We start from the raw sequence: 26,374 nt of genomic DNA, 5'->3' as shown, positions 1-26,374 counted from the left end.
AAGGTGCCTGTTGCCAAGTAAAGACCCTGTAGCCACTATAGGGTCAAGCACCCTTTTGGAGATTGCCGTCATGAAGATCGGAGAACTGGCCAAGCTGACCGACTGCGCCGTGGAAACCATCCGCTACTACGAGCGCGAAAACCTGCTGCCGGAACCGGCCCGCAGCGACGGTAACTACCGCGTCTACACCCAGGCCCACGCCGAACGCCTGACCTTCATCCGCAACTGCCGCACCCTCGACATGACCCTCGAAGAAATCCGCAGCCTGCTGGCCATGCGTGATAGCCCGCAGGACCAGTGTGAAAGCGTGAATACGCTGATCGACGAGCATATCCAGCATGTGAAGGCGCGGATCGATGGGTTGTTGGCGTTGCAGACGCAACTGCTCGACCTGCGCCAACGCTGTGGCGAAGGGCCGATGGCCGATCAATGCGGGATTTTGCAGCGGCTGGAAGTGAGTGGCGGGGTTGTCGCGACGGAAGTCGAACACTCCCATGTAGGCCGCAGCCACGGCCACTAAAGAACACCGCATAACGCTCGTTCCCATGCTCCGCGTGGGAATGCCGCCATGGACGCTCCGCGTCCAAAGTGACGCAGAGCGTCACGGGATTCATTCCCACGCAGAGCGTGGGAACGATCCTATTGCGTATTGCTTGTCAGACCGCCATCGGCGCGGTCATTGGCGCGTGGTGCTCGTAGCCTTCCAGCGAGAAATCGCTCGGCTCGACCAGCTCCAGCCACTCCGGCTGATACACGCCCGTTTTGGCAAAATCCGGCACACGATCAGAGATCTTCAGCTTCGGCATGGCGAACGGCTCGCGCTTGAGCTGTTCGTTGAGCATGTCCAGATGGTTTTCATAGACGTGCGCGTCGCCGATGAAATAGGTGAACCAGCGCGGCGTGTAACCGGTCAGGCGACCGATCAGGCTCAGCAGCGCGGCGCCTTCGGTGAGGTTGAACGGCGTGCCCAGACCCAGATCGTTGGAGCGGATGTAGAGGGTCAGGGAGATTTCCTTGGTCTCGACATTCGGGTGGAACTGATACAGCAGATGGCACGGCGGCAGGGCCATTTCATCGAGCTGAGCGACGTTCCAGCCGTGGAACAGGATGCGGCGGCTGCCCGGATCCTTGATGATCGTGTCGACGCACTGACGAACCTGGTCGATGGCTTTGTACAGCACCACGTAAGCCTGGCCGTCTTCTTCGCCCTGAGCGATCTGCTTGTAGCCGTTGCTCAGTGTTTGCTCGATGGCGGCGCTGTTGCTCAGCGGGATCTGCTTGTACGCCGGCCATTTGCGCCATTGCACGCCGTAGATTTCGCCGAGGTCGTCGTCGCCCTGACGGAACGGGTTGGCCAGCCACTGCGCGTTTTCGTTGGCGTTCTGGTCCCAGACCTTGCAGCCCAGCGCACGGAATTCGGCGGCGTTGTTAACGCCACGAAGGAAACCGCACATCTCGCCAATGGCCGATTTGAAGGCCATTTTGCGCGTGGTGATCGCCGGAAAACCTTCCTGCAGATCGAAACGCAGCATCGCACCCGGGAAGCTGATGGTGTTGATGCCGGTGCGGTTGGCCTGTTTGCTGCCGTTCTTGATGACGTGCGAGACCAGTTCGAGATATTGCTTCATGAGTTACCTGTGTCCTTTGAGCCCCGGCGTCGCGCGCCGGGGTTCGTAGTTTAAGCCGTCGGCGCGAGTGGTGCTGCCGGTGCGCGACGATAGGCCAGCCAGATCAGGAACAGCCCGCCGACGATCATCGGTACGCAGAGCACTTGGCCCATGGTCAGCCAGTTCCAGGCCAGGTAGCCCAGTTGCGCATCCGGTACGCGAACGAATTCGACGATGAAACGGAAGATGCCGTAGAACAGCGCGAACATGCCCGATACGGCCATGGTCGGGCGCGGTTTGCGCGAGAAAATCCACAGGATCAGGAACAGCGCCACGCCTTCGAGCGCGAACTGATACAGCTGCGACGGGTGACGCGGCAGTTGCGCTGGATCGCTGAATGGCGGGAAGACCATGGCCCACGGCACGTCGGTGGCTTTGCCCCACAACTCGGCGTTGATGAAGTTGCCGATGCGCCCGGCACCCAGACCGATCGGCACCATCGGTGCGACGAAGTCCATCAGTTGGAAGAACGACTTGCCGTTGCGCTTGCCGAACCACAACGCGGCCAGCATCACCCCGATAAAGCCGCCGTGGAACGACATGCCGCCCTTCCACACTTCGAAAATCAGCGTCGGGTTGGCCAGGTAGGCGCTCAGATCGTAGAACAGCACGTAACCCAGACGTCCGCCGACGATCACGCCCATCGACATCCAGAAGACCATGTCGGAGAGTTTCTCCTTGGTCCAGGTCGGGTCGAAACGGTTGAGCCGGCGCGACGCCAGCAGCCACGCACCGCCGATGCCGATCAGGTACATCAGACCGTACCAGTGGATTTTCAGCGGACCGATGGCCAGTGCCACCGGGTCGATCTGCGGGTAAGGCAGCATTGCGACTCCTCGTTAGAGTTGAAACCAAAATTCCCGGGCGACGCTGCCACCTCAGGATTAAGCCAGGATTGCGACGCGGTTAAAGCAGAAAGCTCAGACCCACGCTGAACAGCAAAGCGGCGAACAGCCGTTTCAGCAAACGCGGCGACAATCGATGCGCCAAACGTGCGCCAATGCGGGCGAAGATCATGCTGGTCAGGGCGATGCCCAACAACGCCGGCAAATACACAAAACCGAGACTATGCGGCGGCAACAACGGATCGTGCCAGCCGAGAATCATGAAACTTAATGCACTGACCAGCGCGATCGGCAGACCGCAGGCCGACGAAGTCGCCACCGCTTGCTGCATCGGCACACTGCGCCAGGTCAGGAACGGCACGGTCAGCGAACCGCCGCCGACGCCGAAAATTGCCGAGGCCCAACCGATGATGCTGCCGGCCACGGTCAGACCGAATTTGCCCGGCACGGTTCGGCTGGCCTTGGGCTTGATGTCCAGCGCCAGTTGCACCGAGATGATCAAGGCGAACACGCCGATGATCTTTTGCAGGTGCGGGCCGGAGATCGCCTCTGCCGTCAGCGCACCGAAACCGGCACCCAACAGAATGCCGACGGCCATCCACATGAAGATCGGCCAGCGCACCGCGCCGCGACGGTGGTGTTCACGCACGGCATTGACCGAAGTGAAGATGATCGTCGCCAGCGACGTACCGACCGCCAGATGGGTCAGGATCGACTGATCAAAGCCCTGCAGGGTGAAACTGAACACCAGCACCGGCACGATGATGATCCCGCCGCCGACGCCAAACAGTCCGGCCAGCACGCCCGCACAGGCGCCCAGCGCCAGATAGAGCAGAAATTCCATGACCGTCTCCCCAGACCGCATCCGCAAAACCGGAGCGGCATGGTAACGGATGCACACCCCTCGCGGAACTGGCGATGGATGCACGGACGCCGGATGCGTACAGTGGACAAAAAACACACAAGGACCACCTTATGTGCCTGATTGTTTTCGCCTGGCGCCCGGACCATGCCCAGCCGCTGATCGTCGCGGCCAACCGCGACGAGTTTTACGCCCGTCCCAGTTTGCCGCTGGCGCAATGGCCAGAGGCGCCGCATGTGCATGCCGGACGTGATCTGGAGGCTGGGGGCACCTGGCTGGGGATTGGCGCCAACGGCCGCTTTGCCGCGCTGACCAATATTCGTGATCCGCAGCAGCCGCCCGCGCGCAAGTCACGGGGGGAATTGGTGGCGCGGTTTCTGACCGGTGATGCGTCGATTGATGATTATTTGAGCGATGTCGTCGGGCGTGCGGCGGAATATGCCGGGTTCAATCTGCTGCTCGGCAATAGTCATGAGCTGTGGCATTTCAATGCGCGGATGTCGGAGCCGGTGATGTTGCAGCCTGGGGTTTATGGGCTGTCGAATGCCGGGCTGGATACGCCGTGGCCGAAGTTGCTCAAGGCCAAGGCAGCGTTAAGCGCGGTGCTGGATGATCCGCAGCCGCAGCGCTTGCTCGATTTGCTAAGCGATGCGCAGACCGCGTCGGAAGCGGAATTGCCGGATACCGGGGTGGGGATGGCGACTGAGGCTTTATTGTCGAGTGTGTTTATTGCCAGCCAGAGTTACGGGACGCGGGCGAGTACGGCGTTGGTGGTGCAGGCGGATGGAGCGCGGCGGATGGTGGAACGGAGTTTTGGGCCGTATGGCGGGCATTTGGGCGAGGTGGATATCAGAATCTAAAGATCGCAGCCTGCGGCAGCTCCTACGGGAATACACGTTCCATGTAGGAGCTGCCGCAGGCTGCGATCTTTTAGAGAGCTTTGACGACCGCCGGCGGATTCATCTTCGACAACCCTAGGTTCTTCAGCGCCAATTGCAGCGAGCTGTGGATAACTTGCGGGTTATCGATGGTCATCAGCTCAGCCAACAACTCCTTGGCCTTGCTCAAGTTCACCTGACGCAACATCCACTTCACCTTCGGCAAGTTGGTGGCGTTCATCGACAAACTGTCGAAACCCATCGCCATCAACAGCACCGCCGCTGCCGGATCACCGGCCATCTCGCCGCAGATACTCACCGGTTTGCCTTCGGCATGGGCATCGCGCACCACGGTTTGCAGGGCTTGCAGCACCGCCGGATGCAGGTAATCGTAAAGATCGGCAACACGCGGGTTGTTGCGGTCGACCGCCAGCAGGTACTGGGTCAAGTCGTTGGAACCGACGGACAGGAAGTCGACCATCCGCGCCAGTTCCTTGGTCTGGTACACCGCTGCCGGGATCTCGATCATCACGCCAATCGGCGGCATCGGCACGTCGGTGCCTTCGTCACGCACTTCGCCCCAGGCCCGGTGAATCAGGTGGAGGGCTTCTTCGAGTTCGTGGGTGCCGGAGATCATCGGCAGCAGAATCCGCAGGTTGTTCAGGCCTTCGCTGGCCTTGAGCATCGCGCGGGTCTGCACCAGGAAGATTTCCGGGTGATCGAGCGTGACGCGAATGCCGCGCCAGCCGAGGAACGGGTTGTCTTCCTTGATCGGGAAGTACGACAGCGACTTGTCACCGCCGATGTCGAGGCTGCGCATGGTCACCGGTTGCGGGTGAAACGCGGCGAGCTGCTCGCGGTAGATCGCCAGTTGTTCCTTCTCGCTCGGGAAGCGCTGGTTGATCATGAACGGCACTTCGGTGCGGTACAGGCCGACACCTTCGGCGCCACGCTTCTGCGCCCGCGCTACATCGGCGAGCAAACCGGTGTTGACCCACAACGGCATGCGGTGACCGTCGAGGGTCACGCACGGCAGGTCGCGCAGGGTGTCGAGGCCCAGCGCCAGTTGTTTTTCTTCTTCGACGACTTCGGCGAACTGCTTGCGCAGCACTTCGCTCGGGTTGGTGTAGACCTCGCCGCGTGTGCCGTCGACGATCATTTCGATGCCGTCGACCTTGGCGTACGGCAGGTCGACCAGACCCATTACCGTCGGAATGCCCATCGCCCGGGCAAGGATCGCCACGTGCGAGTTACCCGAACCGAGTACCGAAACCAGACCGACCAACGTGCCTTCAGGCACCTCGCCGAGCATTGCCGGCGTCAGTTCTTCGCTGACCAGAATGGTTTTTTCCGGGTAGACCAGGTTCTGCTGGCGCTCTTCCTGCAAATAGGCGAGCAGGCGGCGGCCGAGGTCTTTGACGTCCGACGCACGCTCACGCAGGTAGGCGTCGTCCATCAGTTCGAAACGGTTGACGTGTTCCGTGACCACCTGACGCAGCGCGCCCTGGGCCCACTGGCCGGTCTTGATCACGGTGGTGATTTCGCTGCCCAGCGAGGCATCGTCGAGCATCATCAGGTAGACGTCGAACAGCGCACGCTCTTCCGGGCGCAACTGGGTCGCAAGCTTGGCGGACAACGCGCGCATGTCAGCGCGCACGCCTTCGATGGCGGTCTTGAACAGCGCCAGCTCAGCGTTGATATCGGTGATGGTCTTGTCCGGCACCACGTCGAGATCGGCCGGCGGCAGCATGACCACCGCAGTACCGACGGCTGCGCCCGGCGAACCCGGCACACCAACGAACTTGGCTTCCTGAATGCCTTTGCCCTGACGACCCAGACCCCGGATCGAACCGGTGGCCTCGGCGTGGGCGATAACGCCGGCGAGTTGCGCGCTCATCGTCACGAGGAAGGCTTCTTCACCTTCGTCGAACTGGCGGCGCTCTTTTTGCTGGATGACCAACACGCCGACGACGCGGCGGTGGTGAATGATCGGTGCACCGAGGAACGAGGCGTAACGCTCTTCACCGGTTTCGGCGAAGTAGCGGTAGCGCGGGTGATCCGCAGCGTTTTCGAGGTTCAGGGGTTCTTCACGCGTGCCGACCAGACCGACCAGACCTTCGTTGGGTGCCATGCTGACCTTGCCGATCGAGCGCTTGTTCAAGCCCTCGGTGGCCATCAGGACGAAGCGGTTGGTCTCGGGATCAAGCAGGTAGACCGAGCAGACCTGGCTGCCCATGGCCTCTTTGACGCGCAACACAATAATCCCCAACGCCGCCTTGAGATCCTTGGCGGAGTTAACTTCCTGGACGATCTTGCGCAGCGTATTGAGCATGGCTCGGGGTCGAACTCCGTCGTCAGTCGCGCGCTAAAAGGCGCGGGGCAAGCTCTTTGAGGGCGCGGCGATACACCTCGCGCTTGAATGTCACCACCTGGCCCAACGGATACCAATAGCTGACCCAGCGCCAGCCATCGAACTCCGGTTTACCGGTCAAATCCATCCGCACCCGCTGCTCGTTGGAGATCAGGCGCAGGAGAAACCATTTCTGTTTCTGGCCGATGCACAGCGGTTGGCTGTGGGTACGCACCAGACGTTGCGGCAAACGATAGCGCAACCAGCCTCGGGTACAGGCCAGTATTTCAACATCTTCACGTTCCAGGCCAACTTCTTCGTTCAGCTCGCGGTACAAGGCGTCTTCCGGCGTCTCTTCAGGGTTGATTCCCCCTTGCGGAAACTGCCAGGCATCTTGATTGATACGGCGAGCCCATAGCACCTGGCCGGCGTCATTCGTCAGAATGATCCCGACATTGGGGCGGAAACCATCGGGGTCGATCACGGCAACAACCTCGCAAACGCATGTCGCCGCATTGTTCCACAAAGGTTGATAAGGCGGCAACGAAGCTTCCTACCTTATGTGCACTCTTGTGAAAAGACCGTATTCTTATCGCCTTTTTACAGACTTATCAGCGGGTAACTGCAATGCGCCTGGCACTCTTCGATTTGGACAACACCCTTCTGGGCGGCGACAGCGATCACGCCTGGGGCGACTATCTGTGTGAACGCGGCTTCCTCGATCCGATTGCGTACAAAGCGCGCAACGACGAGTTCTATCAGGATTACCTGGCCGGCAAACTGGATAACGCCGCGTACCTGAACTTCTGCCTGGAGATCCTCGGCCGCACTGAAATGGCCGTGCTCGATCAATGGCACAGTGATTACATGCGCGACTGCATCGAGCCGATCATGCTGCCCAAAGCGCTGGAGCTGCTGAAAAAGCACCGCGACGCCGGCGACAAACTGGTGATCATCACCGCGACCAACCGCTTCGTGACCGCGCCGATTGCTGTGCGTCTGGGCGTTGAAACCCTGATCGCCACCGAGTGTGAAATGGTTGATGGCCGTTACAGCGGGCGCAGCACGGATATTCCATGTTTCCGCGAAGGCAAGGTGACGCGCCTGAACCGTTGGCTGGAAGAGACCGGGTATTCGCTGGACGACAGCTATTTCTACAGCGATTCGATGAATGATCTGCCGTTGCTGGAGCAAGTGGCGAATCCGGTGGCTGTGGATCCGGATCCGAATCTCCTTGCCGAAGCCCAGAAGCGTGGCTGGCCGGTGATTTCGTTGCGCGGCTGATACCGCTATCGCTGGCAAGCCAGCTCCCACAAGGATCTTCAGTGAACACATATGCTGTGAGCACCAGAAACAACTTGTGGGAGCTGGCTTGCCAGCGATTGGGTCGACTGGGTCTCAAGCCTTAAACAGGTTTGGCACCCATCAACCCGGCAATTACCACAAAACACACAAAACTGAACAACGCCAAGGCAAAACTGAACTTGCCGACCCCGCCCGGCGCCTTGCGCAACCGATTCAAGCGCACCAGTAACCAGAACCACGCCAGCGCCGCCACGGTGTAGAGCACGCTCGACGCCAGAATCCACGTCTGCCCCAGCGGCCAGCCCACCAGATGGACCATCCACCAGCCGGTAAACGGCATGCTCAGCAGCGCCAGACCCATCAGCAGCCAGATAAACACCCGTGGCCGCTGCAACGTGCGGCTGCCCGCCGTCGCATCACCTTTGCGTTTTGCCAGAAAAACCCAGATCGCCAGCCCCAGCGCGCTGGCCAGCAAGACCACGGTTGCGACCACGTGCGCCATTTTCAGGGCCGTTAACGTTTCCATTGTCAGATTTCCTTATGGCTTGCCCATCAGCGTAGCCGTTCAGCCAAGAAACAGCTGATAGGCCGGGTTGTCGCTTTCGTCCCAATACGGGTAGCCGATTTCCTCAAGTGCTGCCGGCACCAAGTGACGCTCATCGTGCGGCACTTGCAGGCCAGCGACCACACGACCATCGGCGGCGCCGTGGTTGCGGTAATGGAACATCGAGATGTTCCAGCGCCCACCCAACTTGCTGAGGAAGTTGAACAGCGCACCCGGACGCTCCGGAAATTCGAAGCGGAACACCACTTCATCAATCACGTGCGCCGCGTGACCGCCGACCATATGACGGATGTGCAGTTTGGCCAGTTCGTTGTCGGTCAGGTCGATGACCGGGAAACCCTGCTCGGTCAGGCTCGCCAGCAACGCACTGCGCGGGTCGTTTTCCGGGTGGGTCTGCACGCCGACGAAGATGTGCGCTTCGCTGCCGGTGTTGTAGCGGTAGTTGAATTCGGTGATCTGGCGCTTGCCCACGGCTTCGCAGAACGCTTTGAAGCTGCCGGCCTTTTCAGGGATGGTCACGGCGATGATCGCTTCGCGGCCTTCACCCAACTCGGCGCGTTCAGCGACATGGCGCAGACGGTCGAAGTTGACGTTGGCGCCGGAATCGATGGCGACGAAGGTCTGGCCGCTGACGCCGCGCTGTTCGACGTATTTTTTGATCCCGGCCACGCCCAACGCGCCGGCAGGTTCGGTGATCGAGCGGGTATCGTCGTAGATATCCTTGATCGCCGCGCAGATCTCGTCGGTGCTGACGGTGATCACTTCATCGACATAGTCTTTGCAGATGTCGAAGGTGTGCTGGCCAATCTGCGCCACCGCTACGCCGTCGGCGAAGATGCCCACGGTTGGCAGAACGACGCGTTCACCGGCGGCCATCGCCGCTTGCAGGCAGTTGGAATCGTCCGGCTCGACGCCGATGACTTTGATGTCAGGGCGCAGGTATTTCACGTACGCAGCGATACCGGCGATCAGACCGCCGCCACCGACAGGGACGAAAATCGCGTCCAGCGGCTGCGGGTGCTGGCGCAGAATCTCCATCGCCACGGTGCCCTGCCCGGCGATGGTGTGCGGATCGTCATACGGGTGGATATAGACGTAGCCTTTTTCGTCGACCAGTTTCAGCGAGTAGGCCAAGGCTTCCGGGAACGAATCACCGTGCAGCACCACTTTGCCGCCGCGCGAACGCACGCCTTCGACTTTGATCTCGGGGGTGGTCTTGGGCATGACGATGGTGGCTTTAACGCCCAACACTTTCGCCGCCAGGGCCAGGCCCTGCGCATGATTGCCTGCCGACGCGGTGACCACGCCACGGGCGCGCTCTTCATCGCTCAGTTGCGTCAGTTTGTTGTAGGCGCCGCGAATCTTGAACGAGAACACCGGCTGCAAGTCTTCGCGCTTGAGCCAAATGTCATTGCCCAGCCGCTCGGAGAGCTGGCGGGCGTTCTGCAGCGGGGTTTCTACGGCAACGTCATAAACGCGCGAGGTGAGGATCTTTTTGACGTACTGTTCGAGCATCGGAAAGCATCACTGAGCGGTTGAGCGGGACCGAGGAGTCTAACCCGGCTTTTGCCCGCACGACCACACGAATCCAGAGGTTTTAGCGGCGCTTGCGGCTATAATGCCGGCCTTTCCGTTCTCACCTTGCCCGCTTCCGGAGCCCGCATGACCCAGGATCAACTCAAACAGGCAGTGGCCCAGGCCGCCGTCGACTTCATCCTTCCGAAACTCGACGACAAGAGCATCGTCGGGGTCGGCACCGGCTCCACCGCTAACTGCTTCATCGACGCACTGGCGCAGCACAAGGGCGCGTTCGATGGCGCGGTCGCCAGCTCGGAAGCCACCGCCGCGCGCCTGAAAGGCCACGGGATTCCGGTGTATGAGCTGAACACGGTTAGCGATCTGGAGTTCTATGTCGACGGCGCCGACGAAAGCGACGCACACCTGAACCTGATCAAGGGCGGCGGCGCGGCCCTGACCCGCGAGAAGATCGTTGCCGCCGTGGCCAAAACTTTCATCTGCATCGCCGACGCCAGCAAACTGGTGCCGGTACTGGGCGAGTTCCCGCTGCCGGTCGAAGTGATCCCGATGGCCCGCAGCCACGTCGCCCGCCAACTGGTGAAACTGGGCGGCGACCCGGTGTACCGCGAAGGCGTGCTGACCGACAACGGCAACATCATTCTCGACGTGTTCAATCTGCAGATCACCAACCCGGTGGAGCTGGAAGCGCAGATCAATGCGATTGTCGGCGTGGTCACCAATGGCTTGTTCGCCGCACGTCCGGCGGATTTGTTGCTGCTGGGTACACCTGAAGGCGTGAAAACCCTGAAGGCTGAGTAAGCCAGACTGCCCACTATTTATGGGTAAATGAAGCGCCCTTGTAGGAGTGAGCCTGCTCGCGATAGCGGTGTATCGGTTGATATAGATGTTGACTGACACATCGCTATCGCGAGCAGGCTCACTCCTACATTAGTTTTGTAGTGTGGGTTAGGGCTGTGCAGGTTTTTTGAAAACGTAGAACAGATTCGGTTCGCTCACCAGATACAGCGTGCCGTCATCATCCATCGCGATCCCCTCAGCCTGCGGCACGGTTTTCTTCAAACCCTGGCGGCCACCACTGATGGACATGGTGCTCAACGGGCGCCCATCGACATCCAGTTCCAGAATCAACCGCGACTCATCCGACAGCGCCAGCAAATGCCCGCTGCGCTCGTCGTACTGCAAACTAGACAGATCACGCACGAACATCCCCGCATCGCGCTTGGGGTTGTTGATGACGTGCACCGCGTAGGACTTTTCCGGATTGAAGTGCGGAAAGCCGTGCACTTCGTAGATCAGCATCGGATCGCGCTCTTTCGCAACGAACAGGCGCTTGCCCACCGAATCGTACGCCAACCCCTCAAAACCCTTGTTACCGGCCATGTGCACACCGAGGGTCATCTGCTCGGCGTCGGCCGCATCGAGGAATGTCGTGTCTTTTTCCAGATGAATCTTGATCAAGCGCTGCTGGCGTTCGTCGGTGATGACGTAGGTGTCGGCGCTGATGAACTCGACCGCCTCCGGGTCGCCGAAACCGATCAAGGCGATGCGCCGCAGGATCTTGCCCTCCAGCGACAACTCGACCAGTTCGGCATTCTTGTTGGTCACGGTGAACAGGCTTTTGCGCACCGGATCGAAAGTCAGTGCTGAAACATCGTCGTTCAAACCGTCGATGACCCGCGCTTCGATTTCCACGCGGTACTGATCCAAGGCAATGGACTCAGTGCTCTGCGGCTGCCACAACGTATGCAGATTGAACCAGGCACGCTCGAACAGGCGCATGTATTGGCCGATCGCAATCAACGCGATCAGGGCAATTACCGACAGAAAGATAAACAGGGGCTTGGGACGGGCAAGTCGACGCATTCGGGCGGGCTCGGAGTCAAAACAGGCGGATGAAATATCACGCCCGTCTGAACTGAAGCTTAATGGCCACTTGCCTGTCAGGACAATCAGACTTGTCTGGAATTGCCGCGAGGAAAGTTACTTCTGCTTTTCGAAGCGATAAAACAGGTTCGGTTCGCTGACCATGTACAGCGTGCCCGCCTCGTCCATGGTCACGCCTTCGGCGCGCGGAATGGTTTTCTTCAGGCCGTTGAAACCGCCAAGCAAGGTCATGAAGCTGACCTGTTCGCCCTTCTCGTCCAGTTCCAGCAGCAGGTGCGAATCAGCGGAGAGCACCAATGTATGGCCAGTGCGCGGGTCAATCGCCAGCGCCGAAAGATTGCGGATATCCAGCTCATCGCTGTCCAGCTTCTGCTTGTCGCCCTTCAGCGTCTGGGTGCCGTCACTTTTCCAGGTGAACAGTGCCGGTGGTCGCTCCTCACCCAGCAGCAGTTGCTGATTGCGCGAGTCCCAAGTGATGGCTTCGAAGGCTTTGTTCTGGTCTTTCGACGGGCCGAGGTCGTATTTCGGGAAGTCCGCGATGTTCAACTCGCGAGTGTCGGCGTCGACCTTGACGATCGACAGCATGTGCTCGCGCTCATCAACAATCGCCATCAGGCCGTTTTCCATGACGGTCAGACCTTCCGGATTGCTCCAGCCCTTGAGCGGCATCTTGCGCAGGACGTCGCCTTGCAAGCTCAGCTCGGCGAGGAACGGATTCTTGCCCATCACCGAAAACAGGGTTTTGGTCTGCGGGTTATAGGACAGGTCGGAGGCCTCGTCCTTTTCCATGCCTGGCAGCAACTTCGCGTCGATCACCGCGCGATAGTCCGGCAGCCAGACGCTCTCTTTCTGCTCAGTCGGGCTCTCGAAACGCTCCAGCACCCAGAGCACGCCACGGTCATCCCAATGCATGGCGAACGCCAGGCCATAAGCGGCAGCAATGGCCAGCAACAGCCAGGCATACCAACGCAAAGCAAAACGAGAGCGGCGGACGGGTTTGAGCTGAGTTTGAGAGGACATCGAGGGACGCGTTCCAGAAATTCAGGCTATGGGTAATAGCACAAAGAGGCCGGCTCAGACGCCAGAATTGCGGGAATTATCCAGACAGAATGTGAAAAAAACGGCAAATGGCGGGATTGCCCTGCACCGTTGTGGGAAGGTTCACAAAACCCTGTAGGAGTGAGCCTGCTCGCGATCGCGTCCGGTCAGTCGAAATAATCGTTACTGATAGACCGCTATCGCGAGCAGGCTCACTCCTACAGGGGTATCGCGCTGAATCAGCGCACGCTGCTGGTGAAGCTGCTCGCGCCCGGCAGTTCGAGGACGATGTCATCGCCAACATTCAGCGGGCCGACGCCCACTGGCGTGCCGGTGAGGATCACGTCGCCGGCCTGCAGCGAAAAGCAGCCGGCCATGTGCTGGATCATCGGCACGATCGGGTTGAGCATCGCGCTGCTGTTGCCGTCCTGACGGACTTCACCGTTGATGGTCAGGCGAATGCCGATGTCAGTCAGATCAGCAAAAGTGCTGCCGACCACGAACGGAGCGATCACTGCCGCGCCGTCGAACGACTTGGCGATTTCCCACGGCAGGCCCTTGGCTTTCAGCTCGGCCTGCTTGTCGCGCAGGGTCAAATCCAGCGCCGGGGCGAAACCGGAGATCGCATCAAGCACCTCTTCACGGCTTGGCTTGGTCGACAACGGTTTGCCGATCAACACGGCGATTTCCGCTTCGTAGTGCACCGAACCGCGCTCGGTCGGAATGGCGAAACCGCCTTCCAGCTCAACCACACAACTGCCCGGCTTGATGAACAGCAACGGCTCGGTAGGCACCGGGTTGTCCAGTTCCTTGGCGTGTTCGGCGTAATTACGGCCAATGCACACGACTTTCCCGATCGGGAAGTGGATGCGCGTGCCGTCGACGTACTGGTGCTGATAGCTCATTTACCGACTCCTGCCTTCATTGATTCATCAAAGATTACAGATCAAACCGCGAAAATCTTGCCCGGGTTCATGATGCCGTTCGGGTCGAACACCGCTTTTACCGCTTTCATGTATTCGATCTCAACCGGCGAGCGGCTGTAGGTCAAGTAATCGCGCTTGGTCATGCCGACACCGTGCTCGGCGGAGATCGAACCGTTGTACTTCTCGACGGTTTCGAACACCCACTTGTTGACGGTCGCGCATTTGGCGAAGAACTCATCCTTGCTCAGGTTATCCGGCTTGAGGATGTTCAAGTGCAGGTTGCCGTCGCCGATGTGGCCGAACCAGACGATTTCGAAGTCCGGATAGTGTTCGCCGACGATGGCGTCGATTTCCTTTAGAAACGCTGGCACTTTCGACACGGTGACCGAGATGTCGTTCTTGTACGGCGTCCAGTGCGAGATGGTCTCGGAGATGTACTCGCGCAACTTCCACAGGTTCTGCAGCTGGGTTTCGCTCTGGCTCATCACGCCGTCCAGCACCCAGCCCTGCTCGACGCAATGTTCGAAGGTTTCCAGTGCGCTGTTAGCCACTTCTTCGGTGGTCGCTTCAAACTCCAGCAGCGCATAGAACGGGCAATCGGTTTCGAACGGCGCCGGTACGTCGCCACGGCCCATGACTTTGGCCAGAGCCTTGTCGGAGAAGAATTCGAACGCGGTCAGGTCGAGCTTGCACTGAAAGGCGTGCAGCACCGGCATGATCGAGTCGAAATCGGCGGTGCCAAGGACCATCGCGGTGAGGTTTTTCGGCGCACGATCGAGGCGCATGGTCGCTTCGACGACGAAACCCAGCGTGCCTTCGGCGCCAATGAACAGCTGACGCAGGTCGTAACCGGTGGCGTTCTTGATCAGGTCTTTGTTCAGTTCGAGCACGTCGCCCTTGCCAGTGACGACTTTCATGCCGGCCACCCAGTTACGGGTCATGCCGTAGCGAATCACTTTGATCCCGCCGGCATTGGTGCCGATATTGCCGCCAATCTGGCTGGAACCTGCGGAAGCGAAGTCGACCGGGTAATACAGGCCTTTTTCTTCGGCGACGTTCTGCAAATGCTCGGTGACTACGCCCGGCTGACAAACGGCGGTGCGGTCGGTGAGGTTCACATCGAGAATCTGATTCATGTAGTCGAACGAGACGACCACCTCGCCATTCGCGGCCACCGCAGCGGCGGATAGCCCGGTGCGCCCGCCCGATGGCACCAGGGCGACCTTGTGCGTATTGGCCCAGCGGACCACGGCCTGCACCTGCTCGATGGTCTTGGGAAACACAATGGCGCTGGGCGCCGGGGCGAAGTGCTTGGTCCAATCCTTGCCGTACGCATTCAGGGAGTCGGCATCGGTCAGGACCTTGCCAGGCTCGACCAGGGTCTTCAGTTCATCAATCAGGTCAGGATTGGTCATCGACAGAACTCTCGAACAATTCATGGTCATCCTGAGAACGCTTCACGTCGCAGGAATGAGTGTTTAGCGGGGAGGCTATGCTAGCATATCGACCCCGCAGGACAGTGCCCAAGGCCAGATCCGCGGAGACGACTTTCTTGTCGTCCGGGTCAGCGTCTGTTGACCATTTCCTGCCATTTTTCTCCGGGATACAGGTTTACGCAGATGAGCAAGACTTCTCTCGATAAGAGCAAGATCAAGTTCCTTCTTCTCGAAGGCGTCCACCAATCGGCTGTCGACGTCCTCAAGGCGGCGGGCTACACCAGCATCGAATACCTGACAGGTTCCTTGCCGGAAGCCCAGCTCAAGGAAAAGATCGCTGACGCTCACTTCATCGGCATTCGTTCGCGCACCCAACTGACCGAAGAGATCTTCGATCACGCGAAGAAGCTGGTCGCGGTCGGCTGTTTCTGCATCGGCACCAACCAGGTTGACCTGAGTGCTGCCCGCGAGCGCGGTATCGCCGTGTTCAATGCGCCGTACTCCAACACCCGCTCCGTAGCCGAGCTGGTGCTGGCCGAAGCGATCCTGCTGCTGCGCGGCATCCCTGAGAAAAACGCTTCCTGCCACCGTGGCGGCTGGATCAAATCCGCGGCCAACTCCTTCGAGATCCGTGGCAAGAAACTTGGCATCGTCGGCTACGGCTCGATCGGTACGCAGCTGTCGGTTCTGGCTGAAGGTCTGGGCATGCAGGTGTATTTCTACGACACCGTGACCAAACTGCCACTGGGCAACGCTACCCAGATCGGGAGCCTGACCGAGCTGCTGGGCATGTCTGACATCGTCACCCTGCACGTTCCGGAAACCGCTGCGACCCAGTGGATGATCGGCGAGAAGGAAATCCGCGCCATCAAAAAGGGCGGCATCCTGATCAACGCGGCGCGCGGTACCGTGGTCGAGCTGGACGCCCTGGCGGACGCGATCAAGGACAAGCACCTGATCGGCGCGGCCATCGACGTATTCCCGGTGGAGCCACGCTCCAACGACGAAGAGTTCGAAAGCCCGCTGCGTGGCCTCGACAACGTGATCCTGACCCCGCACATCGGTGGCTCGACCGCCGAAGCGCAAGCCAACATCGGTCTGGAAGTGGCAGAGAAACTAGTCAAGTACAGCGACAACGGTACTTCGGTTTCGTCGGTGAACTTCCCGGAAGTGGCCCTGCCGGCTCACCCTGGCAAGCACCGCCTGCTGCACATCCACGAGAACATTCCGGGTGTGATGAGCGAGATCAACAAGGTCTTCGCCGAAAACGGCATCAACATCTCCGGTCAGTTCCTGCAGACCAACGAGAAGGTTGGCTACGTGGTGATCGACGTCGACGCCGAGTACTCGGACCTGGCGCAAGAGAAGCTGCAGCACATCAACGGCACTATCCGTAGCCGCGTGTTGTTCTGATTTAGCGTTGAGTGACAAAAAAGGGAGCCTTCGGGCTCCCTTTTTCATGCACGGCGAAAAGGTTATTCGACGTTGACGGTGATTTTCTTCGAGACGATTGGTGGGTCGAACGGCATATGGCCGCTGTCGCCAAGTTCCAGCTGCAAGGTGTGTTTGCCCGGGGCCAGTTTGATATCGGCCTGGGTCTGCGCCTTGCCGAAGTGCATGTGATTGGCATCATTCGGAATCGGCGCGCCAGCGGCTGGCATCTTGTCGACGTCGATCAGCAAATGGTGGTGACCGGTGTTCTTGGTGACGTCACCGGCCGGTGCCAGCGCGACGTCCTTGGTGCCGAACTTGACGGTGAAGGTTTGCGAAACCGTGGCCCCGTCTTCGGGAGAAACGATGAACACTTCGGCGCCTTTTGGCGCCGGTGTGGCCGCACTGGCCAGCACCGAAACACCCATCAGCACACCCGCCAACGCTGCACGTGACATAAAGCTTTTCATTTTCTTCTCCAGTTTTTCCGTAAAATCCGCACGGTCATGACAACTTCATGACCATTCGTTGTCGAAGGCACTCGACAACCATAGCAAAGCGAGCCTGACTCAGAGCATCGCGTTAATGATTTCAAAGGAGTGACCATGCGCTTTTTGCCTGGCCTGATCTGTCTGCTACCCCTTTTGAGCCCTTTGGCTCACGCCGAACTGATTGATGACGTCAACGACCGTGGCGAGCTGCGCATAGCCCTTGAGGCTAATACACCGCCCTTCAATTACAAGGATGACGGCGACAAACTCACGGGGTTCGAGGTTGAGCTTGGACAACTGTTGGCCAACGAGCTGGATGTCCGCGCCGACTTCATCGTCACAGATGAGGCTGACTTGCTCCAGGGCGTCGAAAGCGGCAAGTACGACGTCGCGCTCAATCACATAGCACTGACACCCGAACTCAAGGATCGTTTCGACTTCAGCGCGCCTTATGGCAAGGTCGATTCGCAGTTGCTGGCGAAGAAGGATGAACAGCCGCAGCCGATGGTCCTGGTGCAAACGTTGACTGAGGCAAAGCCTAAGGCCAGCGCGCCGGTGGAATTGGCCATACCGTTTCAGAAGGGTAATCCAGCGTTTCAGGCCAGCCTTGCGAGCGCGATGCAGCGGATCAAGGCGGATGGACGCTTGGCGGCGTTGTCCGAGAAGTGGTTCACCGAATCCAAGTGAACACAAAAACCTGTAGGAGTGAGCCTGCTCGCGACGGCGTCAGGTCAGTTGACATAACCGTTAACTGACACACCGCGATCGCGAGCAGGCTCACTCCTACACGGGATTTGTGGTGAGTTTTTAGTCGAGTTGGGCCAAGGCTTCTGCCGCCTGCAGCAATTCGAGTTCGCTGAAAACCTGCACACCATGGCGCTTGAGCAGCGCAGCGGTGACGCCTTCGCCGGAGACCTTCACACCGCTGAACGTCCCGTCATACGTCAGCAAATTCCCGCAAGAAGGACTGTTGGCTTTCAGCACAGCCACCCGAATCCCGTGCTTCTGCACCAGCTCCAGCGCCTGCCGTGCGCCATCGAGAAACTGCGCACTGACATCCTCGCCATCAGTGGTGATCACCGCAGCGACGCCATCCAGCACCTCAGCACCCTGCCCGCCCGGAATCTCCGCCGCCGCCCGTGGCGTCGGCAATCCTCCTGCGACCTCGGGACACAACGGCACCACCCGTCCTTCGGCAATCCACTGTTCAAGCACAGCAAACGGCCCGCTAGCGCCGCCGTCGTAACGCACGCGATGACCCAACAGGCAGCGGCTGACCAGAATCTTGTGCATGTCAGAACGGCTCGTTGCCACGGCGACGGAACCAACCGGTCAGCGACAAGCGCTCGCGGTGGGCCGGCAATACTTCGTGCGGCACTTCGCCGGAAAGAAACACCACCAGACAACCGCCGGTAGGCTGCACGTCATGCACGCGTTCATCGTTGAGGTACATGCGCAACTGACCACCGTCCTCCGGCAGCCACGCCTCATTGAGATAGACCACCACCGAGACCATGCGCTTGTCGTCGTCGCGAAAGCGGTCAACGTGTCGGCGATAAAACGCGCCGGGCGGGTATAGGGCGAAATGGCATTCGAAGTCTTCAAGACCAAGGAACAGACCACGGTTGAGCGCCTCGCGCAGACTCTCCATCAGGTCCAGATAACGATCGCTGGCCTCCGCCTGGCCCGGATCAATCCACTGGATGTGGTCGCCACGAATGCCCTCGCGGATCTCTGAAAACGGCCCACGCCCCACTGCCGCTGGCGCCAGCTCACCTTCGGCCTCACGTTTACGGCACTCGGCGGCCAGCTCGCGGGTCAAACCGGCGGGCAGGAATATGTTCTGCTGCGACCAGCCGTGCTCGGCCAGGTCGTCGACAATGCGTAACAGCAGTGGGTGTTCAGAGGATATTTGCATGGCGCGCATAGTATGCCGCTGGCGAAAAATCCGACAGAGCCACGCGGCGGCTTGCTACGAATTCTCGACAAGTACCGGCACCGCACGGAGAATAGTCCGCTGCTGACAGGAGTCCCTATGCGCCGTTTGCTTTTTTCACTGTTGATGTTCTGTGTTTTGCCCGCCTGGGCGGACGGCCACGATCAGCTGTACAAGGTCGCCGGCTGGCCAGAACAACGCGCGCATTTCAACGATGCCTTGAGCGCCGCGCAGCAGCGCTATCAGAACAGCCTGCCGCCAGCAGTCTTTCAGGCGCTGGTGAACAACAGCAACCAGCGCTTCGCCCCACAGGCCGTGGATCAACGCGCCGAAGCCCAATTGCGGCAGACCCTCGCCGATCCGAAACCGGCGCTGACCTTCTTTCAATCGCCATTGGGCAAGAAAATCGTCGCCGCTGAATTGCTCGCAACGCGCCGCGATCAACTGGCGAAAAACGCCAAGGGTTTGCCGAAGATGCAGGTCAGCGACAGCCGCCTGCTGATCATCGGCCACCTCGCCCAAGCCTTGCCGGCGCGTGAAGCCGGGGCTGAAGTGAGCCTGGCGATTGCTGGCGTGGCGGCAGACAGTTTGAGTTCGATGATTCCGGGGCTGCTCGGCGGCGGTCAGGCGCAAGGCATGTTGAACGGTCAGCGCCAGCGCTTGATGGATCAGATCGGCGCGGACATGAACAACACGTTGCTCTACGTTTATCGCGATTTGTCGGATGAAGAGCTGGAAGAGTTTGCGACGTTTGCCGAATCGGCTGAGGGCAAGGCTTATTACCAGGCGGCGTTGGCGGCGATTCGGGCTGGGTTGGCGGTCGGGCAATAATCTTCAGAGCCTGATAGGCCGCCATCGCTGGCAAGCCAGCTCCCACTGTTTTCTTGGGTGTTCACAATATTCGTGATCGACACTTAACCCTGTGGGAGCTGGCTTGCCAGCGATAGGGCCCTCACCAACGCTACAGATTCCGGCCCCTGATCCGCTTGCTCAGAAACTCGAAATACTCCTCACGCATCTCCACCGTCTCATTCGCCAGATGATGCCGCGCCTCGGCCAGCAGCAGAATCTGCGGTCGATCGAACTTCCACTTCAACACTTGCAAATTGTGCTGCCAGTCCACCGTCATGTCCGCCTGGCCCTGAATGATCAGTGGCCGTCGCGGACTTTTTTTCGCGTGCTCGACCCGGATGATCCAGCGCGACAATGCCCCGACCCATTTCGTCGGCAGGCGTCGTGGCTGTAACGGATCTTTCAGCAGAAACGGCAGAAAATCCGGGTCATTCGAGTTCTCGCTGAAACGCCGAGCGATGCCTCGAACAAAAGGCCTCAGCACGTAATAACTTAACTGCGACCAACCCCACGCCCGAGGTCGCACCAGCGGCGACAACAAAATCACCTGACCCTGCGCCGGACTGCTCTCGCCATGGTTGAGCAAATGATCCACCACAATCGCGCCGCCGGTGCTCTGCCCAAACAAGTGCCACGGCTGCGGCAGCGCGATCGACTGCGCTTCGGCGAACAAGGCTTGCAGGACGTCCTGATATTCCGAGAAGTCGCGAATGCTCGCGCGCGGCCCGCTCGACAGGCCATGACCCGGCAGGTCGCAGGCGATCACGGCAAAATCCTGATCCAGCGCCCACTCAATCACATGCCGATAGAGCCCGGTGTGATCGTAATAGCCGTGCAGCAAAAACAGCGTCGCCTTGACCTTCTCCGGCCACCAGCAATGGCTGACCAGTTCGTAGCCATCGACCTCGAAACGGCCCATGCCACGCCACACATCACGCTCGGGAAAATCGGTCTGATAAAAGCGCTGATAAGCCTTGGCTTCGTCCGACAACGGCTGCCACTCGGCCAAAGGCTTGAGGCTGGCGCGGATCTGATCGGGGTCGAAAGTGGCAGGCATGCGGGAATTCCAAAACGGTAAACAGACTTTATCGGCCTGCGATATTCATCTGTCGTGGCAGACATGGCAAGCTAGCCCACCTTTTCGGGATCGAAAACCATGCGTTCGCCCTACCGCACCGCACTGTTTGCCAGCCTGCTCGCGCTGATCTGCGCCGGGGTGCTGTGGGCGGCGTACGACTGGTTTCAGGGGCGTTACCTGCGCGCATTCAGCGAACACACGGCGGTGTTTTCCGGCGATCCGCTGCGCCTGCCGGACGATCTCGCCGGGCCCGGGCCGATTCGTCTGGTGCACTTCTGGGACCCGGCCTGCCCCTGCAACGTCGGCAATCAACAGCACCTGAACGAGATGGTCGAGCAGTTCAGCGCCAAGGGTGTCGAGTTTTTCGCGGTGCAGAAAACCGGCAGCCACGGCCAGTTGCCCGCGACCCTCAGCAACCTGAAAACCATCACCGTATTGCCCGGCTCCGAACAAGTCCCCGCCAGCCCGGCCGTGGCGATCTGGGATCGCAGTGGCAAACTGGCCTACTTCGGCCCGTACAGCGAAGGCCTGACCTGCAACTCTAGCAACAGCTTCATCGAACCGATTCTCAACGCTCTGACGGACGATCGTCCGGTCAACGCCACGCACACCCTGGCGGTCGGCTGTTATTGCCCGTGGCCGGTGGAAACGAAGTAAGGCATTCCGGACTTTTCAAGGACAGCGCTGCACCGACCCAACGGTCTGTGCTAATTGTTTGCAGCCCGACGGGCGGCAATCCTGCAGGTACAAGGAGTCACCATGAAGCGCGTGTTCACCGTTCTCGCCTTGCTCATCGTTGTCCTGCTCGCCGGCGTCGGCTGGTACGTCTACAGCAAACAGCCAACGCGCCAAGGCCAGGTCGAGCTGCGCAACCTGCAAGGTTCGGTGACCGTGCGCTACGACGAACGCGGCGTGCCGCACATTCGTGCCGAAAACGAAACCGACCTCTATCGCGCCCTCGGTTACGTGCATGCGCAGGATCGCCTGTTCCAGATGGAAGCCATGCGCCGTCTTGCCCGTGGCGAATTGGCTGAAGTGCTCGGGCCGAAACTGCTCGACACCGACAAGCTGTTCCGCAGCCTGCGCATCCGTGAGCGCGCCGCCAGTTATGTCGCCAGCCTCGACAAGCAATCGCCGGCGTGGAAGGGTCTGCAAGCCTATCTGGATGGCATCAACCAATATCAGGACACCCACGCCGCGCCGATCGAGTTCGACGTGCTGGGCATCCCCAAACGGCCGTTCACTGCCGAGGACAGCATCAGCGTCGCCGGTTACATGGCTTACAGCTTTGCGGCGGCGTTTCGCACCGAACCGTTGCTGACCTACGTGCGCGATCAACTCGGCGCCGATTACCTCAACGTTTTCGACCTCGACTGGCAGACCAAGGGCGTGCTCGCCAAAGATCATGGCAAGTCGATTCCGAGCCTCGCCGCCGGCGACTGGAAAGACCTCAATGCCCTCTCCCGCCTCAGCGAACAGGCGCTGATCGACAACGGCTTGCCGCAGTTCGAAGGCAGCAATGCCTGGGTAATCGCCGGCAGCCGCAGTCAGAGCGGCAAGCCGCTGCTGGCCGGTGACCCGCACATTCGTTTCTCGGTGCCGTCGGTGTGGTACGAAGCGCAACTGTCGGCGCCGGGCTTTGAGTTGTACGGCCATCATCAGGCGCTGGTGCCGTTTGCGTTTCTCGGTCACAACCTCGATTTCGGCTGGAGCTTGACCATGTTTCAGAACGACGATCTGGATCTGATCGCCGAGAAGGTCAACCCGGACAACCCGAATCAGGTCTGGTATCGCGGCCAGTGGACCGACATGCTCGTCACCCAACAGCAGATCAACGTGAAGGGCCAAACGCCGGTGACCCTGACCCTGCGCCAATCGCCCCACGGACCGATCGTCAACGATGCGCTGGGCACTGCTGCCGGCAAAACCCCGATTGCAATGTGGTGGGCGTTTCTGGAAACGCCGAACCCGATTCTCGAAGGTTTCTACCAGCTCAATCGCGCCGACACCTTGGCCAAGGCACGGGCCGCCGCAGCCAAGGTGCAGGCACCGGGGCTGAATCTGGTTTACGCCAACGCCAAGGGTGATATCGCCTGGTGGGCCTCGGCATTGCTGCCCAAGCGCCCGGCCGGGGTCAGACCGGAATTCATTCTCGACGGCAGCAGCAATCAGGCGGACAAGGACGGTTTCTACCCGTTCAGCGCCAACCCGCAGGAAGAGAACCCGCCGCGCGGTTACATCGTCTCGGCCAACTTCCAACCGCTGTCACCGACCGGCATGGAGATTCCCGGTTACTACAACCTCGCCGATCGCGGCCAACAGCTCAATCGCCAGCTCAGCGACAAGAACGTGAAGTGGAGCAACGAAGCCAACCAGAAACTGCAATTGGGCACCGCCACCGATTATGGCCCGCGTCTGCTCGCGCCATTGCTGCCGGTATTGCGTGAGGTGGTCAGCGATCCGGCACAGCTGAAACTGGTCGAGCAACTGGCGCAGTGGCCGGGCGACTATCCGCTGAATTCGGTCAGCGCCACGGTGTTCAACCAGTTCCTCTACGACCTCGCCGATGCAGCGATGCGAGACGAGTTGGGCAATGATTTCTTCGACACCTTGCTGTCGACGCGGGTGATCGACTCAGCGCTGCCACGGCTGGCGGCGAACGCCGATTCACCGTGGTGGGACAACCGCAACACGCCGGCCAAAGAGACCCGTGCCGATGTCGTGCGCGCGGCGTGGGCAGCGAGCATGCAGCACTTGAAGCTGACCCTCGGTGACAACCCTGCCGAGTGGAAATGGGGCGCGGCGCACACGCTGACCCATGGCCATCCGTTGGGGCAGCAAAAACCGCTGGAGCGGATTTTTAATGTCGGGCCGTTTGCGGCACCCGGCAGTCATGAAGTGCCGAACAATCTTTCCGCCAAGCTCGGCCCGGCGCCGTGGCCGGTGACGTATGGGCCGTCGACGCGGCGCCTGGTGGATTTTGCTGACCCGGCGCATGGGCTGACGATCAACCCGGTTGGGCAGAGTGGTGTGCCGTTCGACAGTCACTATGACGATCAGGCTGAAGCGTACGTCGACGGGATGTACGTGCAGGCGCATTTCAGCGAGGAAGAGGTGACGGCGAATACGCACGGTACGTTGAAGCTGTTGCCGATGCGGGCGAAACCTTAAGAGCCCCTCACCCTAGCCCTCTCCCGGAGGGAGAGGGGACTGACCGAGGTGTCTTTCGCTATGCACCGGCCTGAGAGATCGAGTCGATTATGGATTCGGTACAGCAACATCACGTCGGCGTATCTCCCCAATATCCCCGAATCGGCCCCCTCTCCCTCCGGGAGAGGGCTGGGGTGAGGGTCAAACCATCACCGCAAAATTCAGCCGAAACTGCTGTGGCGTCACGCCCAGCCGCCGGTTAAACACCCCGCGCATATGCTGCGCATCGCGAAACCCGCACTGATACGCCACGGTCTTCAACGGCGCCGTGGTGCTTTCCAGCATGACCCGCGCCGCGTCCACCCGCGCCCGCTCAACGAACTCCGCCGGCGTCACCTTCGATTCCCGAGCAAACACCCGCGAGAAATTACGCGCACTCATGTTCGCCGCATTGGCCAGATCGGCGATCGTCAGATCACCGGTGAGATTGGCCAGCACATACAACTGCACCATCGCCACCGCCGACGTCGGCTCCGCGTGCGGCGTGAGGAACGGGCTGAACTGCGACTGGCCGCCCGAACGCTGAGTGAACACCACCAGACGTTTGGCCACGCTCAACGCCACCTCAGCGCCGTGATCCCGCGCCAGCAGATACAGCGACAGATCGATCCCCGCCGTGACCCCGGCCGAGGTGTACAGCGTGCCGTCCTCGACATACAACCGATCGGCTTCGACCTGCGTCGACGGGCACAACTGCACCAACGCCTCGGCATCGTTCCAGTGCGTGGTGACGGTACGTCCCTCCAGCAATCCGGCCCGCGCCAGCATGAACGCGCCGTTGCAGATCGAACCGAAGCGCTCGGCGCGGGCGCAGGCCTCACGCAGCCAGGTATCGAATGCGCTGCCGAAATTCATGAAGGGCAATTGCGGACCACCGGCGACCAGCAGCAGGTCATAGGCGTCGAGGGCTTCACTGAAATGCCGGTGGGCATTCAAGTTCAGTCCATTGGAACAGGCCATCGGGCCGTGTTCGACACCAATCACCTCAAGCCGATAGTGATCCTCGGGCGCCAGAAAGCGGTTGGCCTCGGCGAACACATCCATCGGGCCGCTGACGTCGAGCGACTGCACGCCGGAGAACACCACGATGGCGACGGTTTTACTCATGGCTGTTGATTCCCCTTCAAGAGCAAAAGATCGTCCGATCTTTTAGCTTGGCACGATTTGCAGGTGGATTGGCAAGGATCGCAGCCATGCGCCGATTGTTCGTTTTCAGCGCCGGGAACAGACTTTCCCCATCAGCGCCACGACGGCGTTTTCGACGAGGAAACCGTTATGAGTAGCACCATCGCCGGTATCAAAATCCCCGACAGCGCCCTCGCCCGCGCCACCACCGAGCACATCCGCGACATCGAGTCCGATCTGCTTTACCACCATTCGCGCCGGGTATTCCTGTTCGGCGCATTGAGTGGCGAGCGTCAGCAACTGGCCTACGATCCGGAGTTGCTCTACGTCGGCGCGATGTTCCACGACCTCGGTCTGGTCGAAGGCCATCGCAGCGATGACGAACGCTTTGAAGTCGACGGCGCCAACGCGGCGGCAGCGTTTCTCAAGCCGTACGGGTTGAGCGATGACGATATCGAACAGGTCTGGCTGTCGATTGCCCTGCACACGACGCCCGGCGTGCCGAAGCATCTGCGGCCAACCGTGGCGCTGGTAACCGCTGGGGTGGAAATGGACGTGCTGGGGATGGATTACGCCGCGTTCAGCACTGTGCAGCGTGAAGCGGTGGTGCATGCGCACCCGCGCGGGGAAGGTTTCAAGGAGTGCATCATCTGCGCGTTCGCCGATGGCTTGCGCCATCGTCCGCAGACCACGTTTGGCAATGTGAAGACCGATGTGCTGGTGGATCAGGAGCCGGGGTTCAAGCCGATGAACTTCGTTGAGGTCATCCGCCATTCACCCTGGACTGCGTAAATCCCCTGTAGGAGTGAGCCTGCTCGCGATAGCGGTGTGTCAGCCGACTATTCTCCAACTGATTGCACTCCGTTTAATTGTAGGAGCCAGCCATCCACCCGATGAATTGAGGCTGTTTAAATCTGTGTGCAGCAGGCAGAACCTTCCCACAAGGTTTTCAGGTT

At 60.1% G+C, this 26,374-nt stretch carries 26 protein-coding genes; 10 read left to right on the top strand and 16 right to left on the bottom strand.

Annotated elements, in window-relative coordinates:
• The first annotated feature begins 70 nt into the window (after positions 1–70).
• Positions 71–520 carry a Cd(II)/Pb(II)-responsive transcriptional regulator gene (cadR, locus tag EJA71_RS14835; RefSeq protein WP_016983204.1) on the top strand — a complete coding sequence of 150 codons (450 nt, stop codon included), beginning with the start codon at positions 71–73 and terminating at the stop codon, positions 518–520.
• 136 nt (positions 521–656) lie between these two features.
• Here the strand turns inward: cadR and EJA71_RS14830 are convergent, their stop codons facing one another.
• From EJA71_RS14830 to EJA71_RS14820, 3 genes are all read right to left on the bottom strand, one after another.
• The gene (locus tag EJA71_RS14830) at positions 657–1,628 is read right to left on the bottom strand and encodes a thymidylate synthase (protein WP_158958020.1); all 972 of its coding nucleotides are present in this window, start codon (positions 1,626–1,628) and stop codon (positions 657–659) included.
• A gap of 50 nt (positions 1,629–1,678) precedes the next feature.
• Entirely contained in the window at positions 1,679–2,494 is an 816-nt protein-coding gene (gene lgt / locus EJA71_RS14825; RefSeq protein ID WP_007913003.1) for a prolipoprotein diacylglyceryl transferase, read from the bottom strand.
• Between the two features lie 79 nt (positions 2,495–2,573).
• Entirely contained in the window at positions 2,574–3,356 is a 783-nt protein-coding gene (locus tag EJA71_RS14820) for a sulfite exporter TauE/SafE family protein (protein WP_158958018.1), read from the bottom strand.
• A gap of 131 nt (positions 3,357–3,487) precedes the next feature.
• Here EJA71_RS14820 and EJA71_RS14815 point away from each other — a divergent pair, with 131 nt between their 5' ends.
• Entirely contained in the window at positions 3,488–4,234 is a 747-nt protein-coding gene (locus EJA71_RS14815) for an NRDE family protein (protein ID WP_158958016.1), read from the top strand.
• A gap of 70 nt (positions 4,235–4,304) precedes the next feature.
• Here EJA71_RS14815 and ptsP read toward each other — a convergent pair whose 3' ends face one another.
• Together ptsP and EJA71_RS14805 are read right to left on the bottom strand one after the other, a co-directional pair.
• The gene (gene ptsP, locus EJA71_RS14810; RefSeq protein ID WP_158958014.1) at positions 4,305–6,584 is read right to left on the bottom strand and encodes a phosphoenolpyruvate--protein phosphotransferase; all 2,280 of its coding nucleotides are present in this window, start codon (positions 6,582–6,584) and stop codon (positions 4,305–4,307) included.
• Positions 6,585–6,606: 22 nt separating this feature from the next.
• Entirely contained in the window at positions 6,607–7,086 is a 480-nt protein-coding gene (locus EJA71_RS14805; RefSeq protein WP_003229203.1) for an RNA pyrophosphohydrolase, read from the bottom strand.
• Between the two features lie 143 nt (positions 7,087–7,229).
• On the opposite strand from EJA71_RS14805, the gene EJA71_RS14800 reads away from it, so the two are divergent.
• Positions 7,230–7,886, top strand: coding sequence for an HAD family phosphatase (locus tag EJA71_RS14800; RefSeq protein ID WP_158958012.1), 657 nt, complete (start codon positions 7,230–7,232; stop codon positions 7,884–7,886).
• A gap of 121 nt (positions 7,887–8,007) precedes the next feature.
• Here EJA71_RS14800 and EJA71_RS14795 read toward each other — a convergent pair whose 3' ends face one another.
• Positions 8,008–8,433, bottom strand: a complete 426-nt coding sequence (locus tag EJA71_RS14795) for a DUF2269 domain-containing protein (RefSeq protein WP_158958010.1) — start codon at positions 8,431–8,433, stop codon at positions 8,008–8,010.
• A gap of 39 nt (positions 8,434–8,472) precedes the next feature.
• Positions 8,473–9,987 (bottom strand): threonine ammonia-lyase, biosynthetic, encoded by a 1,515-nt coding sequence (gene ilvA, locus EJA71_RS14790; protein WP_122594633.1) that lies wholly within the window; start codon positions 9,985–9,987, stop codon positions 8,473–8,475.
• 147 nt (positions 9,988–10,134) lie between these two features.
• Between ilvA and rpiA the strand changes: the two genes are divergently transcribed.
• Positions 10,135–10,809 (top strand): ribose-5-phosphate isomerase RpiA, encoded by a 675-nt coding sequence (rpiA, locus tag EJA71_RS14785; RefSeq protein WP_008088454.1) that lies wholly within the window; start codon positions 10,135–10,137, stop codon positions 10,807–10,809.
• A gap of 147 nt (positions 10,810–10,956) precedes the next feature.
• Here the strand turns inward: rpiA and EJA71_RS14780 are convergent, their stop codons facing one another.
• The 4 genes from EJA71_RS14780 to EJA71_RS14765 all read right to left on the bottom strand — a co-directional run bounded on the left by EJA71_RS14780 (position 10,957) and on the right by EJA71_RS14765 (position 15,274).
• Positions 10,957–11,874 carry an SdiA-regulated domain-containing protein gene (locus EJA71_RS14780; RefSeq protein WP_158958007.1) on the bottom strand — a complete coding sequence of 306 codons (918 nt, stop codon included), beginning with the start codon at positions 11,872–11,874 and terminating at the stop codon, positions 10,957–10,959.
• Between the two features lie 117 nt (positions 11,875–11,991).
• A complete protein-coding gene (locus EJA71_RS14775) occupies positions 11,992–12,915 on the bottom strand; it encodes an SdiA-regulated domain-containing protein (RefSeq protein WP_158958005.1) in 924 nt (307 codons plus the stop codon).
• A 257-nt stretch (positions 12,916–13,172) separates the two neighbouring features.
• The gene (locus tag EJA71_RS14770; RefSeq protein WP_158958003.1) at positions 13,173–13,838 is read right to left on the bottom strand and encodes a fumarylacetoacetate hydrolase family protein; all 666 of its coding nucleotides are present in this window, start codon (positions 13,836–13,838) and stop codon (positions 13,173–13,175) included.
• Positions 13,839–13,879: 41 nt separating this feature from the next.
• On the bottom strand, positions 13,880–15,274 hold the full coding sequence (locus EJA71_RS14765; RefSeq protein ID WP_158958001.1) for an FAD-binding oxidoreductase: 1,395 nt from the start codon (positions 15,272–15,274) through the stop codon (positions 13,880–13,882).
• A 204-nt stretch (positions 15,275–15,478) separates the two neighbouring features.
• Between EJA71_RS14765 and serA the strand changes: the two genes are divergently transcribed.
• Positions 15,479–16,708 (top strand): phosphoglycerate dehydrogenase, encoded by a 1,230-nt coding sequence (serA, locus tag EJA71_RS14760; RefSeq protein ID WP_008085296.1) that lies wholly within the window; start codon positions 15,479–15,481, stop codon positions 16,706–16,708.
• A gap of 62 nt (positions 16,709–16,770) precedes the next feature.
• On the opposite strand, the gene EJA71_RS14755 is transcribed toward serA, so the two are convergent.
• A complete protein-coding gene (locus EJA71_RS14755; RefSeq protein WP_122594629.1) occupies positions 16,771–17,196 on the bottom strand; it encodes a DUF4399 domain-containing protein in 426 nt (141 codons plus the stop codon).
• A gap of 135 nt (positions 17,197–17,331) precedes the next feature.
• Between EJA71_RS14755 and EJA71_RS14750 the strand changes: the two genes are divergently transcribed.
• Positions 17,332–17,904: a transporter substrate-binding domain-containing protein gene (locus EJA71_RS14750; protein ID WP_158957999.1), complete on the top strand. Its 573-nt coding sequence runs from the start codon at positions 17,332–17,334 to the stop codon at positions 17,902–17,904.
• A 120-nt stretch (positions 17,905–18,024) separates the two neighbouring features.
• Here the strand turns inward: EJA71_RS14750 and EJA71_RS14745 are convergent, their stop codons facing one another.
• On the bottom strand, positions 18,025–18,510 hold the full coding sequence (locus EJA71_RS14745; RefSeq protein WP_158957997.1) for a DUF523 domain-containing protein: 486 nt from the start codon (positions 18,508–18,510) through the stop codon (positions 18,025–18,027).
• Position 18,511: 1 nt separating this feature from the next.
• Positions 18,512–19,144 (bottom strand): 2OG-Fe(II) oxygenase, encoded by a 633-nt coding sequence (locus EJA71_RS14740; protein ID WP_158957995.1) that lies wholly within the window; start codon positions 19,142–19,144, stop codon positions 18,512–18,514.
• Between the two features lie 108 nt (positions 19,145–19,252).
• Here EJA71_RS14740 and EJA71_RS14735 point away from each other — a divergent pair, with 108 nt between their 5' ends.
• Positions 19,253–19,984 (top strand): DUF2059 domain-containing protein, encoded by a 732-nt coding sequence (locus EJA71_RS14735; protein WP_158957993.1) that lies wholly within the window; start codon positions 19,253–19,255, stop codon positions 19,982–19,984.
• A 130-nt stretch (positions 19,985–20,114) separates the two neighbouring features.
• On the opposite strand, the gene EJA71_RS14730 is transcribed toward EJA71_RS14735, so the two are convergent.
• The gene (locus EJA71_RS14730) at positions 20,115–21,062 is read right to left on the bottom strand and encodes an alpha/beta hydrolase (RefSeq protein ID WP_158957991.1); all 948 of its coding nucleotides are present in this window, start codon (positions 21,060–21,062) and stop codon (positions 20,115–20,117) included.
• A 99-nt stretch (positions 21,063–21,161) separates the two neighbouring features.
• Between EJA71_RS14730 and EJA71_RS14725 the strand changes: the two genes are divergently transcribed.
• Both EJA71_RS14725 and EJA71_RS14720 read left to right on the top strand, forming a co-directional pair.
• Positions 21,162–21,740, top strand: coding sequence for a DUF6436 domain-containing protein (locus tag EJA71_RS14725; protein WP_158957989.1), 579 nt, complete (start codon positions 21,162–21,164; stop codon positions 21,738–21,740).
• Positions 21,741–21,842: 102 nt separating this feature from the next.
• Complete coding sequence (locus EJA71_RS14720; RefSeq protein ID WP_158957987.1) at positions 21,843–24,254, top strand: penicillin acylase family protein; 2,412 nt, start codon at positions 21,843–21,845, stop codon at positions 24,252–24,254.
• A gap of 180 nt (positions 24,255–24,434) precedes the next feature.
• Here EJA71_RS14720 and EJA71_RS14715 read toward each other — a convergent pair whose 3' ends face one another.
• Entirely contained in the window at positions 24,435–25,400 is a 966-nt protein-coding gene (locus EJA71_RS14715; RefSeq protein ID WP_158957985.1) for a GlxA family transcriptional regulator, read from the bottom strand.
• A gap of 168 nt (positions 25,401–25,568) precedes the next feature.
• Between EJA71_RS14715 and EJA71_RS14710 the strand changes: the two genes are divergently transcribed.
• Positions 25,569–26,210 carry an HD domain-containing protein gene (locus EJA71_RS14710; protein WP_158957983.1) on the top strand — a complete coding sequence of 214 codons (642 nt, stop codon included), beginning with the start codon at positions 25,569–25,571 and terminating at the stop codon, positions 26,208–26,210.
• The last annotated feature ends 164 nt before the right edge of the window (positions 26,211–26,374 follow it).

Origin of the sequence: Pseudomonas sp. PB106 (genome assembly GCF_009764645.1) — a bacterium.
Classification (GTDB): Bacteria; Pseudomonadota; Gammaproteobacteria; order Pseudomonadales; family Pseudomonadaceae; genus Aquipseudomonas.
Note: the sequence above shows the minus strand (reverse complement) of the source record. Positions and strands in the feature narration are given on the sequence as shown.